We start from the raw sequence: 21,084 nt of genomic DNA on the forward strand, positions 1-21,084 counted from the left end.
TATAGAATTTCTATTAAGAATGAAAAGAGAATTTTCGAATTGACTGTTAATAAATAAAAATACAGTTGACTTTATAATTATACATCCGTATACTTGTCTTTAATGAATAATGAGGTGATGGCGTTGAAGGTTGGAATCGTAGGAGCGTCCGGATATGGTGGCCTAGAATTGATTCGGTTACTGCAAAACCATCCGGAAATTGAACAAATTGATTTATTCACTTCCTCAGAAGTGGGGACTATCTTTTCTCAAAAATATCCGCATCTCGTGAAAATTCACGATCAGAAGATGAAAGCTATTGAACCGGAACATATTAGTAAACTTGACACTGTGTTTTTCAGTACACCAGCTGGCGTTACGACCACATTACTTCCTCCGCTAGTAGGGGCAGGCGCGAAATTAATTGATTTGTCAGGAGATTTTCGCTTGAAAGATCAAGGAACATTTGAGCAATGGTATCAAAAAGATGCACCTCCGCTTGATTATTTGCAGAAGAGTGTATATGGGCTTCCTGAATGGAATAAGAATGAAATTGCTGATGCAGAAGTGATTGCGAATCCGGGTTGTTACCCAACGGCGGTTCTTCTATCTTTACTGCCATTGCTGAAAAATAAACTAATCGAAGGAAGTCAATTAATTATTGATGCGAAAAGTGGAGTATCTGGTGCGGGCAATAAACCAAGTCAGGCAACACATTTCAGTGAAACAAATGAAAACTTCTCTATCTATAAGATTCATCAGCATCAACATATTCCGGAAATTGAACAGGCAATGAATATATTCGCTGATCAGCCGGAACCAATTATGTTTACTACGCACCTCGTACCTATGACAAGAGGGATCATGACTACAAGTTATGCAAAAGTGAATGGACAAGTAACTGAAGAACAACTCGTAAACTGTTTGCAAGAATCATATAAAGATAGTCCGTTCGTTCGTGTTTTGACAGATGTACAAAGAATTAGCACGAAACAGGTATATGGCTCCAACTATTGCGATATACATGTCAAAGTAGATCCACGAACAAATCAGGCAACGATTATAGCAGTTATTGATAATGTCGTAAAAGGTGCTGCTGGACAAGCAATTCAAAACATGAATATCCAATATGGACTTGATGAAAAAACAGGAATCGATATCATTCCATTGTGGATTTGAACTATTAATTTGTACACAAGAATTGAGGGGGAGCACTACTATGGAAACTATCGAAAGCATGAAGCGCATCTCGCGTAAAAATATTATCTCACCAAAAGGATTTAAGGCAGTCGGGATTCACTGTGGGCTAAAACATAAGAAAAATGATTTGGCTCTATTGGTCAGCGAAGTGCCAGCGAGTGTTGCAGGTGTCTTTACAACGAATGTAATCCAGGCAGCTCCACTTCAAGTCACAAAGAAAGTCGTCTATGAAACGCAAAAGATGCAGGCGATTGTTATTAATTCAGGTAATGCGAATGCATGTACAGGTAAGCAAGGCATGCTAGATGCTATGACTATGCAACAAAAAACTGCTGAGCATTTGGGGATTGAATCCAATCTCGTAGGAATTGCTTCAACAGGTGTAATCGGTGAACAAATGAATATGGTGCCTTTACTTTCAGGCATAGAAAAGCTTCAACCAATGGATACACTTGAAGGTTCCATTCAATTTTCGCAAGCGATTTTGACAACGGATACTGTAACAAAAAATACAGCATATGCGACAGTAATCGATGAGCGTGAAGTAGTAGTAGCAGGTGTAGCCAAAGGTTCAGGTATGATCGAACCAAATATGGCGACGATGCTAGGCTTCATCACAACCGATGCTACTATCGAATCTGAACATTTACAGACAGCATTAAAAGAAATAACTGATGTTACGTTTAACTCGATTACAGTAGACGGTGATACATCGACGAATGATATGGTACTTGTCATGGCGAATGGTCTTGCAGGCAATCGCACATTAACGCCAGATCATCCTGAGTGGCAGTCATTTGTTGATGCATTGCATGCTGTATCGCGTGATTTGGCGAAAATGATCGCAAAAGACGGAGAAGGTGCTACAAAGCTGATTGAAGCGAAAGTAACAGGTGCAGTTTCCGATGAACAAGCCCGTCAAATTGCAAAATCCGTTGTAGGATCACCGCTTGTTAAGACGGCAGTATTTGGCTGTGACGCAAACTGGGGTAGAATTATTGCGGCAGTTGGATATAGTGGAGCCACAATAGATCCGGAAGACATCAAGATCTCTATTGGTGACACGGTAGTAGTAGAAGGTGGCGAACCAATTCCGTTTTCAGAAGAAAAGTTATTAATTTATCTAAAGCAGCATGAAGTTAAATTTGCAATAGAATTAAACCAGGGAACTGGTCAGGGAATGGCATGGGGGTGCGATTTAACATATGACTACGTCCAAATCAACGCAACATATCGTACGTAAGCGACAGGTAATAAAACTAGGTGGCAGTATGTTAGATGAATTAAGCGATACCTTTTTCCAGTGTGTGAAAAAGTTACAACAAGACGGAATTCAAGTAATTATTGTTCATGGTGGGGGACCAAGTATCAATCAAGAGCTTGCAGATCGTGGAGTCACTTCGTCCGTGGTGAATGGATTTCGTGTGACATCCGCTGAAGCAATCGGTATTGTTCAATCGATTATGATTGGTCAAGTGAATCCTTCGCTCGTTCAACGTTTCAATCAAGAAGGAGTCAAGGCGGTTGGACTAAGTGGATATGATGCAAACTTATTTACGTGTGATTTGCTTGATTTTGATACGTATGGCTACGTGGGGAAAATTAAATCCGTTGAAACAGAAATACTGGATACGTTATTGGATGCAGGAATTACTCCCGTCATCTCTTGTGTCGGTAAGACAGAATCAGGAGAACCATTGAACGTGAATGCGGATACAGTGGCGAGTCGAATTGCATTGGCTGTAGAAGCGGAAAGTTTATTACTGGTGACAGATACATCAGGTATCCGAATTCAAGATCAACCTCAAACAGAAGTGGAACCACAAGCTATCTATGGGTGGATTAAAACAGAAGATATTTATGGAGGAATGATTCCTAAAGTAATGGCAGCGATTGATTGCCTAGAGGCGGGAATTCCATCTGTAAAGATTGTGTGTCAAAAACTAAACGGCACGGTCATTACCAATGAGGGGGCAATCGCGTGACTTCTTTATTCAACAACTATGCAAGACGTGCGGTGCATCTAGTCAAAGGGCAAGGTACCGTAGTAACAGATGATAAGGGGAAGGAGTATTTGGACTTTACAAGCGGCATCGCAGTCGTTAGTCTAGGACACGCTCATCCTGCAATCGTCAAGGCATTGCAAGAACAGAGTGAGAAACTTTGGCATATTTCGAATCTATTCGAAAGTCCAGAGCAAGAAAAGCTCGCAGAATCGTTAACGAAAGACACGGATTTGTCGTATGCTTTATTTTGTAATAGTGGAGCCGAAGCGAATGAAGCGGCGATTAAACTTGCACGTAAACATACAGGCAAGCATCATATCTTAACTTTTAAACAATCATTTCACGGTCGGACATTCGGTGCAATGGCGGCAACGGGACAAGATAAAATCCAACAAGGCTTCGGCCCAATGCTTGAAAGCTTTGAAGCATTACCTTTTAATGATGTCGAAGCTCTGAAACAAGCAGCTAACGGTAGTGTAGCAGCCATCATGCTGGAAGTGATTCAAGCAGAAGGTGGTGTCAACTCTATTGAACCAGCATTCGCTGAAGCAGTTATGGCAGTATGTAAAGAATTTAATATTCTTCTACTCATTGACGAAGTTCAGACGGGGATTGGACGCACAGGAACTCGTTATGCTTACGAGCAGACCGCTCTAAAGCCTGACATTGTTTCACTAGCTAAAGGTCTTGGTGGCGGTTTCCCAATCGGTGCGTTGTTAGCAGGAGAAAAGCTATTCGACACATTCGGCCCTGGCACACACGGTACTACATTCGGTGGTAATCCATTAGCCGTTGCGGTTGCACAGACAGTAATCGATCATGTATTTGATCCTGCATTCTTAAAGAACATTCAAGAAAAGTCAGCTTATCTGAAGCAACAGCTTCAAGCAGAATTACCTGTAGGAAAGTATTCTATTCGAGGTAATGGCTTGTTAGTTGGAATTCATTCGGATCAGGAGATTGGTCCATTTATACAAGAGGCGGAGAAGCAAGGGTTGTTGCTTGTACCTGCTGGAACAAACGTGATCCGTTTGTTGCCGCCATTGACGGTTTCGAAAGAAGAGATCGACGAAGCAGTAGCAATTTTGAAGAATGTCTTGTCGTGATGAATATTTGAATTAAGGTAGTCAGCGAGCTGCTATTCAGTTAATTAGGGATGTCCCAGAAGTCACAGTACTTCAAGGGGGATCCTTTTTTCGTGGGTTTAAATGCAAGAGCTTAGTAGCAGTGAGTGGGATTGTGAGTGGTTCGGGATGGAAGCTCCAGCGTCCAGCTTCCGCTCATAGAATCCGTTTGAGGGCTCATAGAACACGTTTTGCGCTCTATAGCACGCGCAATCCGCTCTATCAGACGCCACGAGTGCTCATAGATTCATCTAAGTGATCATAGAACCTTGATAACCGCTCATAGCCTTGAAAGCTCAACATTAATCACAACCATAACCTTAATGCACAACAAAGAGTATCGCCCACTCGTAATGCAAGGGATTGTGCAAAAGCGTAGCATTAGGAGCACATCTTTGCACTAGTAGTGTGGTTCACCGCCCTCCGGAAAGCGTCCCCTCCGTAGCGCAAATCCCCAACCCCTAAACCCTTGCCAGCTACCTTACCCTAAGACACTCTTTTGAATTATTTCTATACAAAGAATTATCGCTCAGGTATAGTTAAGGCAATACAATTTAAGAGAATGGAAGTGTCCTAGACTTGAAAAAAATTTGTGGAATAGTGCTGGCGATGATACTGGTCGTCTCTGCATTCCCAGTCGCTTCTTTTGCCGCCATATTCCAAGACGTACGTCCACAACACTCTGCAGCTGCTGAAATACAATACCTAGTTGAAAAAGGAATCATCATAGAAAAACCTAGCACTACATATCGTGTGAACGAACCAATCACACGGCTCGAAGCTTCAGGAATGATCCAGCGTGCATTAAACATACCCATAGGCAATAGACCAGATGCCAAATTATCCGACGTTCAAACGTCGCATCCGCACTATGCACTTATTGCTGCAATGGTGGATGAAGGAATCTTTATGGGGAACGAGAAAAAAGAATTTCAACCCCATGGAAATTTGAAGCGTGGCCAAATGGCGGCGGTGTTCGTTCGCGCATTCGATCTGGCAGGTACGTCTACGTATCGATTCCGAGATGTGCCCGCAACATACTGGGGTTTATCAGACATACAAAAGTTGTCTGTAAATGCTATTACGACAGGGTATCTAGATAACACGTTCAAACCGAATCAAACATTAACTCGTGGACACTTTGCGGTATTTCTCGCGCGAATTCTGGAGCCTAGTTTCAGAGAGCAGTCGGCCTGTTATAAACCGAACAATACCCCTGTGCAAACAGTAAATGTACCCGTTACAACACTTTGGAAAGAACCAGGAAAGACTCGGAAAGTAGATGCTTTCTCTACAGCCAAAACACCTGATATTACGAAATGGGTTGCAGCGATGAATTTGCGCGAAAAGCAGTGGTTAGTAGGTAAACTGGAGACTCAAGCACTTTACGGTCAAACAGTAAAGGTCTTACAAACAAAAGGAGACTGGGTCCAAGTAGCAGTAATCGATCAAAGCTCACCTAAAAACGCAGAAGGTTACCCAGGTTGGATGTTGAAAAACCATTTGACAACGTTATATCCTAATTATGCGACATGCGATACAGCTATGGTGACGAAGAAATCAGCGGCACTGACAATGGATGAGAATGGAAAACAATTCTTCCGTTCAATTAGCTTTAATACCACATTGCCTATCGTTCATGTAATGGATCACAAGCTCGCTGTCCAAACGCCTGCGGACGGAATTAAATATATTGATAAAAATGCGGTGAAGATAGTTGCGGCGGATGGTATTATGCCACAACCGACGACACAGCAAATAATGGATACAGCCAAGCTTTTTGACGGATTAACGTATTTATGGGCAGGTACTTCAGGATTTGGCTTGGACTGTTCTGGATTCACGTATTCTGTCTATCGCCATCATGGTATCGATATACCACGCGATGCCTCTGTACAAGCACTAAATGGAAAGCTAGTGCAGAAGAAAGATCTTCAACCGGGTGACTTAATGTTCTTTGCTTACAATAAGGGGAAAGGAATCATCCATCACGTGGGAATGTACGCAGGAAACGGTCAAATGATTCATGCACCTAACCCAAAACGTACAGTAGAGATCATCCCGATGACAGTAGAGCCATATAAATCGGAGTATGTTTCAGCAAGAAGATATTTGAAATGAAAAAGCGCACAGACAAATTGATGTCTGTGCGCTTTACTATTTTACAGCTGACCTTCAAATAATAAATCATCGGCTTTTAAATCAATAATCTTCAAATGGCTTTCGTGTTTTATGAAAATGCTTTTATAAACCTTCTGTCCGCTTTCATTTTCAAATAAAGTAACACGCTTGTTTTGATTGTCCACTTCCACTTGAGCAGTTAACTCATCCATCGGAATATATTCTGCCAATATCGCAGCCTCTTCATGTCCCAATAAGTTAGAGTTAGCAGGCTCGTATGGAACATTTGGTTCTTCGGCTGGTATTTCTTTAGCAGGTGCTTCTTCTGTAGTAGTTTCAGTCTCAGCAGGTTCAGCTACTTCAGGTTCTGCCGGTTCTTCTTCAGGCTCGATCACATCCACCGAGATATCCTCATCTTCTACAGGTTTTGTTTCCCCATTGTTACCACATGCAGCTAAAAATATAGCGAGTGTAGGTAAAAGCCACCACTTCTTCAAATGCATTCACTCCTATTTAACTTTATTAAGTGTACACAGTGTAAAAGTAACCCCAGCTTAAATCAAATGAGACGATTGTAATGCCCATGATAAAGAGGAAATGCTCCTGTAAAAATAGAATGAGTAAAGTAGGATGTTTATGCGTTAGAATATAGCCTTTAATTATTAATTCAGGGGGAATCGTTATGAAGATTGTTGTGCCATTGGATGGATCAAATGCTGGATTTAAGGTCGTACACCACGCAATAGAATTGGCAAAATTATACGATGACGAAGTAGTTTTATTAAATATTCAACCAACACTACAAGAACTGGGCTTGGCAACCATTAAAAAAGGTGGGTATATGTTGCATGGACAAGACGTCATATATTCTGCAAAAGTCCGTACAGGTATACCTGCTATGGAAATTATCGCGGAGTCAAATGATAAAGAAGTTCGTTATATTGCGATGGCAATAGGAAAAGGAAAAGCGGAAGCAATCGGCAGTGTCAGCAAACAAGTATTGCAGTTAGCCAAATGCCCTGTGCTTTTAATTCCTGAACATGCGGAGTGATGGGGTATCATTAAAATAGGGTGTGACCTTTATCATAACTTATGCTATATTCAGTATATAGTATAAAAGAACCTAAAGAGGTGTTGTTAGTGGAAAAAATATTAAGCACATCTTCTGCAAGAAAAGCATTGACTAAAGTGGAACAAGTGACGAAACGTATACAGCCATTAATTGAAAATGAACAATCATTTACTTTAAATTATCAACGACTTCATCAACTATTGGACGAACAGTTACAAGATGACGAATACTTTGTGATTGTCGATGAAACCGGCCGCAGTTATATCCATACGAATCGATTATGGGAAGGTACAGTATTTTCCGATACGGTCGGCTTGCGTGCTGCTAATACAACTAAGCCGTTATTACAGGTATATGATCGGAAATCGGGTGAGCGACTTATTGATGCCTCGATGCCAATTATCCGAGTAGCGGGTAGACAATTTACACTTCGATTAGGACGCATCAATCATCAGAAGTATATTCTATATGGAGCGACAGCAGCTGTTCTGTTACCAGCTGTGGCTATGGCAGCACTTGCATATACTTTTGATTTAACTATTCAACAGGGTGCCGCATTTGTTATTACGTCTTTAATTCTTTCAGGCTTTTTCACTACTGCGCTTTATAAGATTGTCATGAAAGGTGTAAGATCTTGGAGAAAAGTCACGAGAAAAATTTCATCGGGGGATCTGACAGCTGAAGTAACGGAACGATCTAGATCAGAATTTAATCAAATTGGTTTTGAAATTAATAAGATTGTCATCGGTACAAAAAATATCGTTACAGAACTAGACCGTTCGTCTGAAATTGTGGACAGAATTAGTGAGGTACAAGCATCTGAAGCGAATCGATTATCGGATGTTTTCACTTCCTATGGTGAAACAATGCAAAGTTTCCAGGGTGGGACAGAGCAACAATTATCTTCACTGCAATCTGCCAACGCAATGATCCAGACGATGATGGCAGGAATTCGAGAAATGGAAACACGTATACAGCAAACGCTATCCAAATCTGAAAACGCATCGACTGCTGCAACAGAAGGTAGCCAAGCTATTGAGGAAACGGAAGAAAAGATGCAACAAATCAATGATGCGGTTCATATGTCCTCACAAAAGATCATGCAAGTGGCGGATGATATTAATCAAGTCATTCAAAAAGTGTCACTCATAACAAAAATCGCTGAACAAACGAATCTGTTAGCACTAAATGCCTCTATCGAAGCAGCGCGTGCTGGAGAGGCGGGTAGCGGATTTTCAGTCGTCGCTAATGAAGTCCGTAAATTGGCAGAAGAAACGAATGCCTTCGCCAATGATGTAGTGCGAACACTCGAACAGACCAATAATGAGGTAAAAATTGCGGTGCAACATGTAGAATCGAATACAGACACTATAGAAGAAGGCGTACAAATCGTAAAAGTGGCAGGTCAATCCATCCACTTTATGAATGATGCCGTGATCGATACAAAATCCGCTGTTACGAGCAATAGCCGCCACGCGGAAGAATTAATTCGAGATGGTGAACAAATAGAAAAAATTATTGAGCAAATCACTACAATCTCTGAACTATTCACAGAAGATGTGGTACAAACTGTAGCGGGCATGGATGAACAAGTCGAGGGGATTCAGCAGTTAGCAAGTGATGCTAGCAAACTAACAGATGAGGCCGCTGCACTGAGCCGTATCGTTCATCGCTTCAAATTTTAAAAAGAAACATTTCAAACAGAAAGACACATTCCTAATACGTGGAATGTGTCTTTCTGTTTTCTACATTTAAATTAAACGCTAGGTTGCACATTATGTTTCTTATATTGACGTGACTCGTCTTTGCGCTTCTGCTGTAGGCGTAAGAATATATTGTTACCTAAAAGGGCTGCAATAATAAACGCTGTACCAACATAATCGAAAATCGTTAATTGATATCCTTGCATATATGAAATGACTAGCGTAGTAACTGGGACAAAATTAATGAACAATAAACCGTTCAATGGAGATAGAATTCGCACGCCAACGTTCCAACCTACTAATGCGATAATACCTGGAAATACAATCATAAACAGCATGTGTGGTGTCACTATTTGCAACGTCTCCACAGTCGGCACGGAAATATAACCTGTCAATGTTACGAAGAATACCACGATACAGGCAGTTAGTGTACCGAGCAAACAGCTCAATGTAGAATAACGCAATGCAGACCATTCACTAAAGTGATTCCCACCCATCGTATAAATCACCCAGCCGATTACCGCTAGGAAAATTAATAATGAAGGTACAATATCATCGGTCGCTGTCAAGAACGTGCGTAAATCACCTTTTGTAATTACAAGCATGACACCGACAAATGCAGTGAACACACATGTGAGTGTAAAACCATGTGGCTTATGTCGACTGATGATCCAGACAATTACGATGGAAATCATGGGCATCATGGCTTCTGAAACGGAAGCTACCATAGTGCCTGGTTGTCCCATCAAGTCTTGCCCCCAGAAAATAAAGAGATTATAGACAACGAACGCCATCGTTCCGAAGAACCAAAGAGATAAACCTCTTTTCTCAAACCGAAAAGCCTTTGTTCCTTCTTTGAATAATAGTATAACAACTAGTAGAACGGTTACGGATACATAACGAATTAATGTGAAGTAAAATGGATCAATGTTTTTGAACGCGCTATTAGCAACCGGGAACATTGCACCCCATGATGCACTCGCTATAAAGCAAAGAAGCGCTCCCCAGATAATTTTGTTTTTCAACAACGAAACCCCCTTGAAGTACTACTTCTAGTAAACACTATTTCAGACATCACGTAAAACGAATAATAATGATGACTACTATCAATTTTATTGATATCATAGAAATAAGAGAATATTACTAGGAGGATGACTATGGAATTCAAAGACTTGGAAATATTTCAGATGGTAGCGGAAAAAGGAACTATTACGGCAGCTGCAAAAGAATTAAGCTATGTGCAGTCCAATATTACGTCCCGAATACAAAAACTAGAATCGGAACTAAAGACGCCATTATTCAACCGCCATAACCGTGGAATGATCCTAACACCTGAAGGAAAAAGACTTCTTGTATATAGTGAGAAAATTTTATCTCTAACGAATGAGATGAGAAAAGTTGTGCAGAACGACAAAGAGCCTTCCGGAAAGCTTGAGCTAGGTTCAGTAGAAACTGTCATCAAACTACCGATCATTCTATCGAGATATAATAAAAGGTATAGCCAAGTCGATATATCACTTTTATCAGGAGTAACAGAGCGATTACAAGCAAAAGTTTTAAATCATCAACTTGACGGGGCTTTCATTTCGGAAGGGACGACGCATCCAGACTTGGCTGTACATGATGTACTGGAAGAAGAACTAGTATTACTTTCAAGTAAACCATTCCAATCCATTGCAGATATTAAAGATGAACCAATTCTTTGTTTCAGTAAGGGATGCGGTTACCGGGCGCGGTTGGAATCTTGGCTTGACGATGAGCAATTTAAGCCAACGAAAATGATGGAGTTCGGAACATTGGAGACAATTCTTGGTAGTGTGGCAGCGGGGCTAGGGGTAACATTCGTTCCGAGATCGACAGTTTCGCACCTACTGGATCAAGGGGTCGTCTATTGTTATCATCTACCGCCAAAATATAGTCACATTAAAACGGTCTTTGTCCGTCGTGCTGATTCATATTTAACACCGACTATCACGAAGTTTATTAAAGTGATTGATGAGTTTAGGGAAGAAGCAGCAACGCAATTTCAAAAATCGACACAAATTTAACCTGCACAACGTGTTACGTATGGTACGATGTAGGGTAGTTATGATTATAGAATTAGGAGTGTCACTAGATGAATTATTCGAATCAGACAACACCACCTGCAAACTTTAAGAAACGTAATTATCGTCCGGCGATCATCGCGATCTCGATCATTCTCATCGGTGCAATCGGTGTCTTAGCTGGAATGCCAGGTGTAGAGAATTTCACTGCATTTGATATTACAATTTTACCTTTATTGAATGCTATATTTAACAGCTTCACATTTGTCTTTCTTGTCGGTGCGCTAGTCGCTATCATGAATAAGAATGTCAAAGTGCATCAGCGCTTTATTTACGCCGCATTTGGCACAACTGCTTTATTTCTTGTGACATATGTCTCGTACCATTTCTTATCAGAATCCACGCCGTTTGGTGGTAGTGGCTTCATGGCAGGATTTTATTATTTCATCTTGATCACACATATTTTGCTTGCTGCTGCCATCGTGCCGCTCGCATTGACAAGTGTTGCAAGAGCATGGAATATGGAAATTCCGCGCCATCGTAAAATCGCACGTTGGACAATGCCCATCTGGTTATATGTTAGTTTTACCGGAGTACTTGTGTATATTTTGATTTCACCTTATTATTAAGTGACCAGATAAATAGCGTAGAGCATCAGTCAAATGAGAGTGAATGACTGATGCTCTTTTTCACAATAGGATAATCAGAATAGTCAAACTTAATGAATGGAAGTGCTACAATGAAAACATCTAAATTTATGTCGGATGAATCATTTGATGAGATTTTTAAGTCTGAGTCGGAACTAATTAATGAACAACTAAAAAAGGAAATATTGATTGCGATGGTTGGAGACGTCAATGCAGGGAAGTCTTCTACACTGAACCGCCTCATGCAAAAAGATGTAGCTGAAGTAGGAGCGCAACCGGGTGAAACGAAGGAAGTTAAGAAGTTTTATTACAGTGACAAAATATTATTTGTTGATACACCTGGTCTTGATGATATCTATCAGGAACATTCCAATGAGACATTGAAGTTTTATAATCAAGCAGACGTCATTCTTTTCTTTCTAAATGCAGCGGGTACCGTTTTGTCAGATACCGAACTAAAATCATTGAATAAGATTGCTACGCTGAATAAGAAAATTATTCTAGTACTCAATAAAATTGATGCAGCAGATGACGTTCCGAGTTTAGTGAACTATGTTTTGGAGCATACTGGGTTTGCCTATCCGGTTATACCCATATCATCAAAGACAGGAGAGCAGATGGAGTTCTTACAAAAAGAGATCCTCCAACACTTAAAAGATGCAAATAAAGATCTATTACTGGCTGCGAATATGGCAGACAAGTCATCTATTGCCAAGAGGTGGATTCTGGCTAGCGGTGCATCAGCAGCTGCAATCGGCGCAGCTCCCATTCCAGGTGCTGATTTTATCCCTTTGACAACATTGCAAGTGGGCCTTATGTTGAAGTTATCGACATTATATGGAAAGCCTATCACGAAAGATCACGCTAAGGAATTGATCATCGCAACGATTGTAGGAAATATCGGTAAAACCGCTTTCCGTCAAATCGTGAAAGTAATTCCGGGTGCGGGAATGGTCGTGGCCGCAAGTGTTGCAGGATCAATGACGATTGCGTTAGGTTATGCAGTGAAGTACATGTATGAAAATAATATGGAACTCACACCTGAAACATTGAAAAAAGTATATAAAACATTTTTGAAAAAACAAAAGTAAAAAGGGGACGGTTGTATGGAGTGGTTTAACTACGCAACGTTTGTGGTCGCTTTACTGGCTGGTTTGTATTCGATGGAGAGTATGAAACGCAATAAAGAATTGGAAGACCGAGTAGTGGAATTAGAGAAGAAAAATACAGCTGAGTTGGATAAACATCGTTTGTAGAGAAGGGGATTACTTGATTACTCAATGTCCGATTTGCCAAGAAAATAATAAGTGTTCGAATCTATCCGCGGAACCAGAGATTTGCTGGTGTACAAAGAAAGTATTTACAGATGAAGTATTTCGGAAAATCCCTGAAGAACAACTGTATAAACAGTGCATTTGCGAAAAGTGTTTACATCGCATTACTGAAATAGAAAAGGCAAGCAAGGGGTTGGGGGACCGCTAGCTTGCCTGTTTTTTTATTCAGTTTCGAATGAACGAGTAGAAAGCTCTTTCTCGTAAATAAATAAAGCGTTCTTATCTTCACGGATACGCTTCAAATACTCAATATGTCTATCAAATGTTGCTTCTTCTTCAACTTGCTCGTCAAGGAACCAGTTTAGGAAAGAAATCGTAGCATGCTCTTTTTCTTCCCAAGCCATATCCATGATTTGATAGAATGATTTTGTGACTTCTTTTTCTTGTAATAGTGCTACTTCGAACGTATGAACTAGATTATCAAATGAAGTAGTAGGTGCAGGCGTCGCGGTAATAATTGCACGGATGCCACGATCGTTCAAGTAAGAATAAATCTTCATGGCATGATGGCGCTCTTCTTCAACTTGTTGAAGGTAAAAGTGTGCGAAGCCGTTGTAATTACGGTATTCACAATAAGAAGCCATAGACAAATACGTTTGTGCTGCAGCGAACTCGTTGTTCATTTGTTCATTTAATGCCTGTGCTAATTTTTCACTAATCATCTGTATCGCCCCTTTTTAGTAGTGACTGGTCAGCGCAACATGTAGTATTTACGCTATCTACAGTATACCTGTAATCGACAATAATTGCATAATAGTTCTTTCGTTAGATAGCAGTCCATATCTCCTGATATACTAGTAGGGCTAGTACAATTATATATTGAATGGATAAGAAAGAAGGTCATCAATTGAAAATGTTTACGATCCCTGCTTTAGATAGTCAAGCTGGAGCAGAAGCGAAAATGCATTTGGATATCCTGACAAAGCCGGTCGGCAGTTTAGGTAAGTTAGAAGAAATTGTCATCACTTTAGCTGAAATACAAGGTCGGAAACAGCCTTCCATCAAGCGATTAGGAATAGTGGTATTTGCTGCAGATCATGGAATAGTAGAGGAAGGGATCTCTGCTTTCCCCCAACTTGTTACACGCCAAATGGTTCACAATATGTCTGCAGGTGGAGCGGCAATCAATGTGTTCGGCAGGCAACAACAAGCCGAATTTGCATTAGTAGATGTAGGGGTCATAGGTGAATCATTTTCTTCACCTGTAAAAGATTGCAAGATTCGTCAAGGTACAAAGAATTTTTTACGTGCTGAAGCGATGACTCAAGATGAAGTGGAAAAAGCTATCGATATTGGTTATCGAGAAGCACTTAACCTGTTTGAAAAAGGTGTAGATTGTCTCGTTGTAGGAGAAGTCGGAATCGGCAATACTACTTCAAGTAGTGCGGTTGTGGCGGCAATAACAGAAATTGACCCTGCAGAACTTGTTGGATATGGCACAGGGATTTCCTCTGAACAGCACGTACATAAAATTAAAGTAGTTCAAGACGCATTGATGCTTCATAATCCAAACCCTACAGACGGCTATGATGTACTACGTAAGGTTGGTGGCTTAGAGTTGGCAGCGATGACTGGTGCCATGCTTGCGGCAGCATCTAGACGTGTTCCTGTCATTCTGGACGGCTTTATATCAACAGCTGCAGCGTGTGTAGCTGAAACTTTAGGTGAAGGGGCGTCAGGATATATGTTGCTAGGTCATCAGTCGATGGAACCGGGACATCAAAGAGCATTTCAATATTTAGAAAAAGAACCCATTCTTTCTCTCTCCATGCGGCTTGGTGAAGGTACTGGTGCTGCTGTGGCATATAGTATCATTCAATCGGCTGTTCGGATGGTCAATGAAATGGCGACCTTTGAAAGTGCAGGCGTTTCCGGAAAAAATTAATAAAAAAGGAAGAGTGAGCAACGATGCCCATTCTTCCTTTTTGTTATTTCAATACCTCAACTGTTTCGACAGGTGTATTCACTACTTCTTCGTCATCAACATGAATCGTATTACTGATAATGCTTGAAAGTACGTGAACCCGTAAAATAATCCCTTCAATTCGGTTCGTTTCATCTACAACAACGAGTGGATACTTAGAATCTAATACACGAGGAATAATATCTTGCACATATTCCTCAGGAGTAGCTGTCAATACATCCGTTATCATAACTTCTTCCAAGGTCTTTTTGTTCTTTACACCATCGATTGCGCCATCAATTGTAACTAACCCAAGCAATTGTCGTTCACGATTCGTAATAAAGACACTTGAAATGCCGTGCTCTTCCATGTTTTTGATTGCAACATGTAAACCATCTTTGCCGTTCATGACGCTTAATGGTTTTGACATGATATTCTCAGCTTGCAACACTTTGGAACGGTCAATTTCACGAGTGAAGTCAATAATATAATCGTTTGCCGGTGTCTCCAATAACTCTTCTGGTGTACCTACTTGTTCGACATTTCCATCTTTCATAACTGCCACGCGGTCACCGATACGGAAAGCTTCGTTAACATCATGCGTGATGAAGATAATTGTTTTTTGAAGACGAGTCTGAATATCCAAAAGTTCCAGTTGCATTTCTCTGCGAATAAGTGGGTCAAGTGCACTGAACGGTTCGTCCATTAATAAAATGTCTGGATCATTCGTTAAAGCTCGGGCGATCCCTACACGCTGACGCATACCGCCTGATAACTCATCAGGATATTGATTTTCGTACCCTTTTAGACCGACTGTATCGATATGCTTTTGCGCAATAGCGCGACGCTCGCTTTTCGACAAACCCCGAATCTCCAAACCGTACTCAATGTTTTCCATAACCGTTCTATGGCTAAACAAACCAAAGTGCTGGAAGACCATCGCGATTTTCTTCTGGCGGAAAAACTTCAATTGCTCTTTATTGTATTTGACGATATTTTCACCATCTACATAGATTGCACCTGAAGTAGGCTTGTTCAATAAATTGAAGCAACGGATGAGTGTCGATTTACCACTTCCCGATAAGCCCATGATGACGAAAGTTTCACCTTCCATGATTTCCATGTTGGCGTTATAGACACCTACTGTATGTCCAGTCTTTTCAAGGATCTCCCGTTTGGACGCTCCTTTTTCAATCATGGGAATGACTTTCTTAGGGCGAGGACCAAAGATCTTGGTGACATTCTCTACTTTGAGTTTAACGGTCATGCTGATCTCCTCCCTGTACTTTGTAGGCGGTCTGCCACACCGTTTGTTAAACGGTCAATAATAATTGCTAAGAAAACGATACTGATTCCGGCTTCAAAACCTAATGAAATATTGATTTGGTTAATCGAGAATAGTACGCGTTCACCCAATCCGTGAGCACCGACCATCGAACCTACTACAGCCATGGACAAAGCCATCATCGTAGTTTGGTTAATTCCTGCCATCATAGTAGGTAAAGCTTGTGGTAGTTGTACTTTCACTAACATTTGATTTCGAGAAGATCCGAATGATTCTGCTGATTCAATCACTTCAGAGTCAACGTTTCGAATACCGAGTTCTGTTAAACGGATCACAGGTGGTAACGCATAAATGATTGTCGCAATAATTGCGGGAACATTCCCAAGTGGGAAGAAGAATATTACTGGTATTAAGTACACAAATGTTGGCATGGTCTGCATAGCATCCAAAATAGGACGCATGATGACGGAGAATGTCTTACTAAACGCCATCAATATACCGACCGGAATACCAATCGCGAGGGACAATACAACAGATATAAGTATAATCGCAACTGTTGTCATCGTATCCTCCCATAAGTTGAAGGATCCAATTAAAAAGATAAAGGCGGCAAACATTAGCCCGTTTAATATGTTGTTTAAATACCAGCCAAGTAGGAAAACTATAATCATGATGACCCACCAAGGCGTGGCAAGTAAAGCGGATTCAATAGTTCGGATTGTAGTAGAGGCGATTGTGAAAATGAAATCAAATAACCATCCAAAGTTCATCGCTAGAAAATCAATAAACTTTTCTACATAATCTCCTATAGGTATTCTGACGTTTGGGAATTCATTCATCATAGGCAATAAGCTAGGACGTACTAGCTTGTCCCTCTCTTTCTCTAATTTTAATATGGACACAATCGAAAAAGAGGTGGAGCGGAATGCGTCCACCCCTAAATCTATAATTACTTACAGTGCAGCCTTTACTTTCTCGGCTACATCTTCAGGTACCCATGAAGTCCAAAGATCTTCATGTTCGTTCATGAACCACTTTGCAGTATCTTCTGGGCTTGCTTCATTGTCACCCATATACTTCAATGCTTCTTCTGTTAATGCACTGCTTGTTTCGTAGTGACTTAAGAACTCTACTACTTCAGGAGCTTGTGTTTTTAAGTCTTTGTGAACGCTGACGAAAACATCATTCGGAGGGAATGCGCCAGACTTATCTTTATCCCATGCTTCTTGGTCAAATGGCTCGTCTTCCAAAAGAGTTAAGTCGTATGTTGCAGTCACCCATGTAGGGGACCAGTAATATCCAACCCATGGCTCGCCTTTTTTATATGCGCTTGCCAAGTCGGCTACGATAGAAGAATCTGAACCAGGAGATAGATAGGTATATTTTTCATCCAAACCATACGTAGTGATCTTTTCATCCAAGTGTTTACTTACCAACCAGCTTGAAGGTGCACCGATAATGCGTCCTTTGTCTTTGTTTTCAGGATCTTGGAATAGTTCAGGGTACTTTTCTAAATCTTTCACAGTTTTTAAATCTGGAGCTACTGCTTCAATACCTTTTTCCTTGTCACCTTTAATTACATAAGTCGGTACATAAAGACCTTGGTCATTATCGTCGAAGTTTGTTGAAACGGATTCAATATCACCGCTGTCGACTGCCTTTGTATATGCTTCACCTAGGTTATCAGACCAAACTTCCATATAAACCTGCAAATCGCCTTGTTGTAGCGCTTGCAATGTTGCACTAGACGTGCCGTTTACTACTTCTGTCTCATATCCGTAGCCGTCCTCTAAAATAATTTGTGCAATACTATTATGGATGCGGATACTATCCCAACCAGCATCAGCCAGTTGAATTTTACTGATAGAATCTTTGCTCGCACTATTACCGCAGGCTGCTAAAAGCAATAATGTGGAGATGGAGAAAAACAACATAAACTTTCTCAAAAAATCAAATCCCTTCTCTTTATAATTTTTTCATTACGAAATGCTGTTTTTTACTTGGATCTCTTAAAATCAGCCATAGGATACAGAAATGGGCAGTTAAAGAGATCAAGGAAAAATCATCATTGTTTTTTCGCAATACTATTAAGCAAGTTTACAGGATAATAAAATTAATATCAATTTAAATATTGAGAAAACAGTTGATGCCATACAATTTATATGTGTATTTAAATCGTATTTTATAATGAAAATGGTAAATTAAACAGGGTTGATTCAGGTAGGTAAACAAGTGTTAGAACCTATAGGGGGTATAGGTTCGCGTTCTGTCGAAAAATAGGGGAATTTGCTATTAGATAATTCGTTATAAAATAATGTGAAAAAATGTTGATTTTTATCGACATTTCTCTTATTAAGTAGCGGCGGACAAATTTTTGTAACAGTTTATGAGGAATTGTCTTGTTTTTTTGATTTTGCTTTTAAGAAAATGATATAGTTATATGTACGAATGGAAAAATCATTGAAATGTAACGTAAAAGGAGAACGGATCCATATGACGAAAGAAGCCCATATTGTTTCGAGTACTAGTCAAAGCCGCTCGGCGTCTACCTTCTTCTCGGATATTAAATCATTAGTTAAAGGACCTGTCCTTATTGCGAATATCTTTCCGGTTTTTGTGGGGTTTTGGTTGGCGTTGTATTTTTCAGGCATGTCACTCGCGCAAAACTGGGGTGTATTCCTACTCACCATGATAGGTAGCACTTTGCTCGTTGCGGGTGCACTGGTAATGAACAACTGGTTTGATTCTGATATTGATACAGTGATGGAGAGAACAAAAAACCGTCCTACTGTGACAGGTAATTTCGCTTTGAAGACTGTGTTGAATATCGGTTTGATATTATCGGGAATTGGAATGTTGTTATTAATATTCACTACGTTAGAAGCAGCAATTTATGCATTTATTGGATGGTTTACTTATGTAATACCCTATACGATGTGGTCTAAACGCAAATATACATTGAATACAGTGATTGGTAGTGTATCGGGTGCTGTTACTCCTATTATTGGATGGGCAGCGATTATGTCAGCGGATCATGTTGTACCCATTGTATTGGTGGCGATACTATTCATTTGGCAAATGCCACATACATTTGCGATCGCCATGAAGAAATACAATGACTATAGCGCAGCGAATGTTGCGATGCTCCCTGTTGTTTACGGCTTTGCTTTTACAAAACGTCAAATGCTTTATTATGTATTATGTCTCCTGCCATTACCGTTCCTCTTAACGATGTTCGGTACTACCTTCCTTGTTATCGCTACATTGATGAACATTGGATATATTGCAGCTAGCATTTACGGTTTCTATGCAAAAGATGATTATAAATGGGCCAACTTTATGTTCTTATACTCAGTCAATTACATGACGTTATTGTTCGGTATGATGATTCTTTGGACGTTTTAATAAATACAGAACAGACTTCCCTTCACAGTGTGAAGCGGGAGTCTTTTTTATGTTAGACTTATTAAGAAGTTTGAAAAGTCAGCATTAACTATTAAATAATTTGATGAAGTTTGCTATAGGGGGCGCTTTAATGAAAGAGCAGGTACGGTTGCTAAAACCGAAATTAGACGAAGTGTTTGCGCATTTACATAAGCATCCGGAAGTCAGTTGGAAAGAAACAGAAACAACACGTTATTTGAAAGAATTTCTTGAGCGTGAAGGATTTAATGTCAATTTGTTTGACGGGATGACAGGTTTGTCTGTCACAATTGGTGAAGGCAAGCCGGTAGTCGGATTACGTGTGGATATAGATGCGCTATGGCAGGAAGTAGACGGCGTATATCAAGCAAATCACTCATGCGGTCATGACGGACATATGACGATGGGGATCGGTGCACTGCTAATGGCCAAAGAACGTGGAATTCCTGAAAAAGGCACATTGAAAGTGTTTTTTCAACCTGCAGAGGAAAAAGGGAAAGGTGCATTAGCTGTAATTGATCAGGGGATTATTGATGACATTGAGTACTTGTTTGGCGTTCATGTGCGTGCTGCGGATGAAATGGATGACGGTTGCTCCACGGCCTCTTTACGTCATGGGGCGGCAAAGATGGTAAGTGGTATAATAAAAGGAACTGAAGCGCATGGCGCGCGTCCTCACCAAGGGAAAAATGCGATTGAAGTAGGTGCTTCACTAGTCAGTGGATTGCAGTCCATTCATTGTAATCCGATTATTTCTCACACGGCGAAAATGACGATGTTCCAGGCTGGAGGAGAATCCGCGAACATTATTCCAGGCAATGCGAAGTTCAGTTTAGACTTGCGTGCACAAGAGAATAAAGTAATGGATGAGTTATATCAGCATGTTGAACGTGTCATTTCAGCAGTTGCTGCGCAATATGATGTAGTTATTGATTATGATGTAATGGCGGAAATGGTAGCTGCGGAAGTGGATGCTGAAGCGGAAGAATTGATGTACCAAGCAATTGTCAGTGTAGTGGGAGAAGACAAAGCTACTCGTACTGTTGTCACACCAGGCGGAGAAGACTTCCACTTTTATTCTGTACAGCGTCCTACTGTCAAAAGCACTATGCTCGGTTTAGGATGTGGCTTAACACCAGGACTTCACCATCCGCATATGACATTCAATCAAGACGCGTTAGCAACAGGAGTTGAAATCTTAACGACTGCTTTAGAATTAACGTTTCAATCAAAAAAGTAGAA

At 40.5% G+C, this 21,084-nt stretch carries 21 protein-coding genes; 15 read left to right on the plus strand and 6 right to left on the minus strand.

What is annotated here, in order from left to right:
- The first annotated feature begins 123 nt into the window (after window positions 1–123).
- From argC to CSV69_RS00300, 5 genes are all read left to right on the plus strand, one after another.
- Window positions 124–1,158 (plus strand): N-acetyl-gamma-glutamyl-phosphate reductase, encoded by a 1,035-nt coding sequence (gene argC, locus CSV69_RS00280; protein WP_099692471.1) that lies wholly within the window; start codon window positions 124–126, stop codon window positions 1,156–1,158.
- Window positions 1,159–1,198: 40 nt separating this feature from the next.
- Entirely contained in the window at window positions 1,199–2,422 is a 1,224-nt protein-coding gene (argJ, locus tag CSV69_RS00285; protein ID WP_099692472.1) for a bifunctional glutamate N-acetyltransferase/amino-acid acetyltransferase ArgJ, read from the plus strand.
- Window positions 2,385–3,164 carry an acetylglutamate kinase gene (gene argB / locus CSV69_RS00290; RefSeq protein WP_099692473.1) on the plus strand — a complete coding sequence of 260 codons (780 nt, stop codon included), beginning with the start codon at window positions 2,385–2,387 and terminating at the stop codon, window positions 3,162–3,164. Before argJ ends, argB begins: the two co-directional genes overlap by 38 nt.
- Window positions 3,161–4,291, plus strand: coding sequence for an acetylornithine transaminase (locus CSV69_RS00295; protein WP_099692474.1), 1,131 nt, complete (start codon window positions 3,161–3,163; stop codon window positions 4,289–4,291). The genes argB and CSV69_RS00295 overlap by 4 nt, the downstream gene beginning before the upstream one ends.
- 597 nt (window positions 4,292–4,888) lie before the next feature.
- Window positions 4,889–6,430 carry an S-layer homology domain-containing protein gene (locus CSV69_RS00300; RefSeq protein ID WP_099692475.1) on the plus strand — a complete coding sequence of 514 codons (1,542 nt, stop codon included), beginning with the start codon at window positions 4,889–4,891 and terminating at the stop codon, window positions 6,428–6,430.
- A 41-nt stretch (window positions 6,431–6,471) separates the two neighbouring features.
- Here CSV69_RS00300 and CSV69_RS00305 read toward each other — a convergent pair whose 3' ends face one another.
- Window positions 6,472–6,927 (minus strand): hypothetical protein, encoded by a 456-nt coding sequence (locus CSV69_RS00305; protein ID WP_099692476.1) that lies wholly within the window; start codon window positions 6,925–6,927, stop codon window positions 6,472–6,474.
- Window positions 6,928–7,112: 185 nt separating this feature from the next.
- Between CSV69_RS00305 and CSV69_RS00310 the strand changes: the two genes are divergently transcribed.
- On the plus strand, window positions 7,113–7,481 hold the full coding sequence (locus CSV69_RS00310) for a universal stress protein (RefSeq protein ID WP_085426718.1): 369 nt from the start codon (window positions 7,113–7,115) through the stop codon (window positions 7,479–7,481).
- A gap of 89 nt (window positions 7,482–7,570) precedes the next feature.
- Window positions 7,571–9,187, plus strand: a complete 1,617-nt coding sequence (locus tag CSV69_RS00315; protein ID WP_199170375.1) for a methyl-accepting chemotaxis protein — start codon at window positions 7,571–7,573, stop codon at window positions 9,185–9,187.
- Between the two features lie 71 nt (window positions 9,188–9,258).
- Here CSV69_RS00315 and CSV69_RS00320 read toward each other — a convergent pair whose 3' ends face one another.
- Window positions 9,259–10,233: a DMT family transporter gene (locus CSV69_RS00320; protein ID WP_198166218.1), complete on the minus strand. Its 975-nt coding sequence runs from the start codon at window positions 10,231–10,233 to the stop codon at window positions 9,259–9,261.
- A gap of 129 nt (window positions 10,234–10,362) precedes the next feature.
- On the opposite strand from CSV69_RS00320, the gene CSV69_RS00325 reads away from it, so the two are divergent.
- The 5 genes from CSV69_RS00325 to CSV69_RS00340 all read left to right on the plus strand — a co-directional run bounded on the left by CSV69_RS00325 (window position 10,363) and on the right by CSV69_RS00340 (window position 13,379).
- Window positions 10,363–11,253 carry a LysR family transcriptional regulator gene (locus CSV69_RS00325; protein ID WP_085426715.1) on the plus strand — a complete coding sequence of 297 codons (891 nt, stop codon included), beginning with the start codon at window positions 10,363–10,365 and terminating at the stop codon, window positions 11,251–11,253.
- 68 nt (window positions 11,254–11,321) lie between these two features.
- Window positions 11,322–11,879 carry a DUF420 domain-containing protein gene (locus CSV69_RS00330; RefSeq protein WP_099692477.1) on the plus strand — a complete coding sequence of 186 codons (558 nt, stop codon included), beginning with the start codon at window positions 11,322–11,324 and terminating at the stop codon, window positions 11,877–11,879.
- A gap of 110 nt (window positions 11,880–11,989) precedes the next feature.
- Window positions 11,990–12,988, plus strand: a complete 999-nt coding sequence (locus CSV69_RS00335) for an Era-like GTP-binding protein (protein ID WP_232319580.1) — start codon at window positions 11,990–11,992, stop codon at window positions 12,986–12,988.
- A 15-nt stretch (window positions 12,989–13,003) separates the two neighbouring features.
- Window positions 13,004–13,153 (plus strand): hypothetical protein, encoded by a 150-nt coding sequence (locus CSV69_RS16745; RefSeq protein ID WP_157129920.1) that lies wholly within the window; start codon window positions 13,004–13,006, stop codon window positions 13,151–13,153.
- 13 nt (window positions 13,154–13,166) lie between these two features.
- Window positions 13,167–13,379, plus strand: coding sequence for a cysteine-rich CWC family protein (locus CSV69_RS00340; RefSeq protein ID WP_099692478.1), 213 nt, complete (start codon window positions 13,167–13,169; stop codon window positions 13,377–13,379).
- A 13-nt stretch (window positions 13,380–13,392) separates the two neighbouring features.
- Here the strand turns inward: CSV69_RS00340 and CSV69_RS00345 are convergent, their stop codons facing one another.
- Entirely contained in the window at window positions 13,393–13,893 is a 501-nt protein-coding gene (locus CSV69_RS00345; RefSeq protein ID WP_085426711.1) for a ferritin, read from the minus strand.
- A 161-nt stretch (window positions 13,894–14,054) separates the two neighbouring features.
- Between CSV69_RS00345 and cobT the strand changes: the two genes are divergently transcribed.
- A complete protein-coding gene (gene cobT, locus CSV69_RS00350) occupies window positions 14,055–15,116 on the plus strand; it encodes a nicotinate-nucleotide--dimethylbenzimidazole phosphoribosyltransferase (RefSeq protein ID WP_199170376.1) in 1,062 nt (353 codons plus the stop codon).
- Window positions 15,117–15,159: 43 nt separating this feature from the next.
- On the opposite strand, the gene CSV69_RS00355 is transcribed toward cobT, so the two are convergent.
- From CSV69_RS00355 to CSV69_RS00365, 3 genes are all read right to left on the minus strand, one after another.
- Complete coding sequence (locus tag CSV69_RS00355) at window positions 15,160–16,401, minus strand: quaternary amine ABC transporter ATP-binding protein (RefSeq protein WP_085426709.1); 1,242 nt, start codon at window positions 16,399–16,401, stop codon at window positions 15,160–15,162.
- Window positions 16,398–17,261, minus strand: coding sequence for an ABC transporter permease (locus CSV69_RS00360; RefSeq protein ID WP_335696121.1), 864 nt, complete (start codon window positions 17,259–17,261; stop codon window positions 16,398–16,400). The genes CSV69_RS00355 and CSV69_RS00360 overlap by 4 nt, the downstream gene beginning before the upstream one ends.
- 111 nt (window positions 17,262–17,372) lie before the next feature.
- On the minus strand, window positions 17,373–18,365 hold the full coding sequence (locus tag CSV69_RS00365) for an ABC transporter substrate-binding protein (RefSeq protein WP_099692479.1): 993 nt from the start codon (window positions 18,363–18,365) through the stop codon (window positions 17,373–17,375).
- Between the two features lie 547 nt (window positions 18,366–18,912).
- Here CSV69_RS00365 and cyoE point away from each other — a divergent pair.
- Together cyoE and CSV69_RS00375 are read left to right on the plus strand one after the other, a co-directional pair.
- Window positions 18,913–19,824 carry a heme o synthase gene (gene cyoE, locus CSV69_RS00370; RefSeq protein WP_085426707.1) on the plus strand — a complete coding sequence of 304 codons (912 nt, stop codon included), beginning with the start codon at window positions 18,913–18,915 and terminating at the stop codon, window positions 19,822–19,824.
- A gap of 130 nt (window positions 19,825–19,954) precedes the next feature.
- Window positions 19,955–21,082, plus strand: coding sequence for a M20 peptidase aminoacylase family protein (locus CSV69_RS00375; protein WP_099692480.1), 1,128 nt, complete (start codon window positions 19,955–19,957; stop codon window positions 21,080–21,082).
- Window positions 21,083–21,084 lie beyond the last annotated feature (2 nt).

This window comes from Sporosarcina sp. P26b (genome assembly GCF_002743245.1).
In the GTDB taxonomy this organism is placed as follows: Bacteria; Bacillota; Bacilli; order Bacillales_A; family Planococcaceae; genus Sporosarcina; species Sporosarcina ureae_C.

Coding starts and splice junctions, on each gene's coding strand:
- CSV69_RS00345 (WP_085426711.1), bottom strand. CDS start 13,893: ATGATTAGTGAAAAATTAGCACAGGCATTAAATGAACAAATGAACAAC.
- cobT (WP_199170376.1), top strand. CDS start 14,055: ATGGATAAGAAAGAAGGTCATCAATTGAAAATGTTTACGATCCCTGCT.
- CSV69_RS00330 (WP_099692477.1), top strand. CDS start 11,322: ATGAATTATTCGAATCAGACAACACCACCTGCAAACTTTAAGAAACGT.
- CSV69_RS16745 (WP_157129920.1), top strand. CDS start 13,004: ATGGAGTGGTTTAACTACGCAACGTTTGTGGTCGCTTTACTGGCTGGT.
- CSV69_RS00355 (WP_085426709.1), bottom strand. CDS start 16,401: ATGACCGTTAAACTCAAAGTAGAGAATGTCACCAAGATCTTTGGTCCT.
- argJ (WP_099692472.1), top strand. CDS start 1,199: ATGGAAACTATCGAAAGCATGAAGCGCATCTCGCGTAAAAATATTATC.
- CSV69_RS00335 (WP_232319580.1), top strand. CDS start 11,990: ATGAAAACATCTAAATTTATGTCGGATGAATCATTTGATGAGATTTTT.
- CSV69_RS00325 (WP_085426715.1), top strand. CDS start 10,363: ATGGAATTCAAAGACTTGGAAATATTTCAGATGGTAGCGGAAAAAGGA.
- argB (WP_099692473.1), top strand. CDS start 2,385: ATGACTACGTCCAAATCAACGCAACATATCGTACGTAAGCGACAGGTA.
- CSV69_RS00375 (WP_099692480.1), top strand. CDS start 19,955: ATGAAAGAGCAGGTACGGTTGCTAAAACCGAAATTAGACGAAGTGTTT.
- CSV69_RS00310 (WP_085426718.1), top strand. CDS start 7,113: ATGAAGATTGTTGTGCCATTGGATGGATCAAATGCTGGATTTAAGGTC.
- cyoE (WP_085426707.1), top strand. CDS start 18,913: ATGACGAAAGAAGCCCATATTGTTTCGAGTACTAGTCAAAGCCGCTCG.
- CSV69_RS00360 (WP_335696121.1), bottom strand. CDS start 17,261: ATGATGAATGAATTCCCAAACGTCAGAATACCTATAGGAGATTATGTA.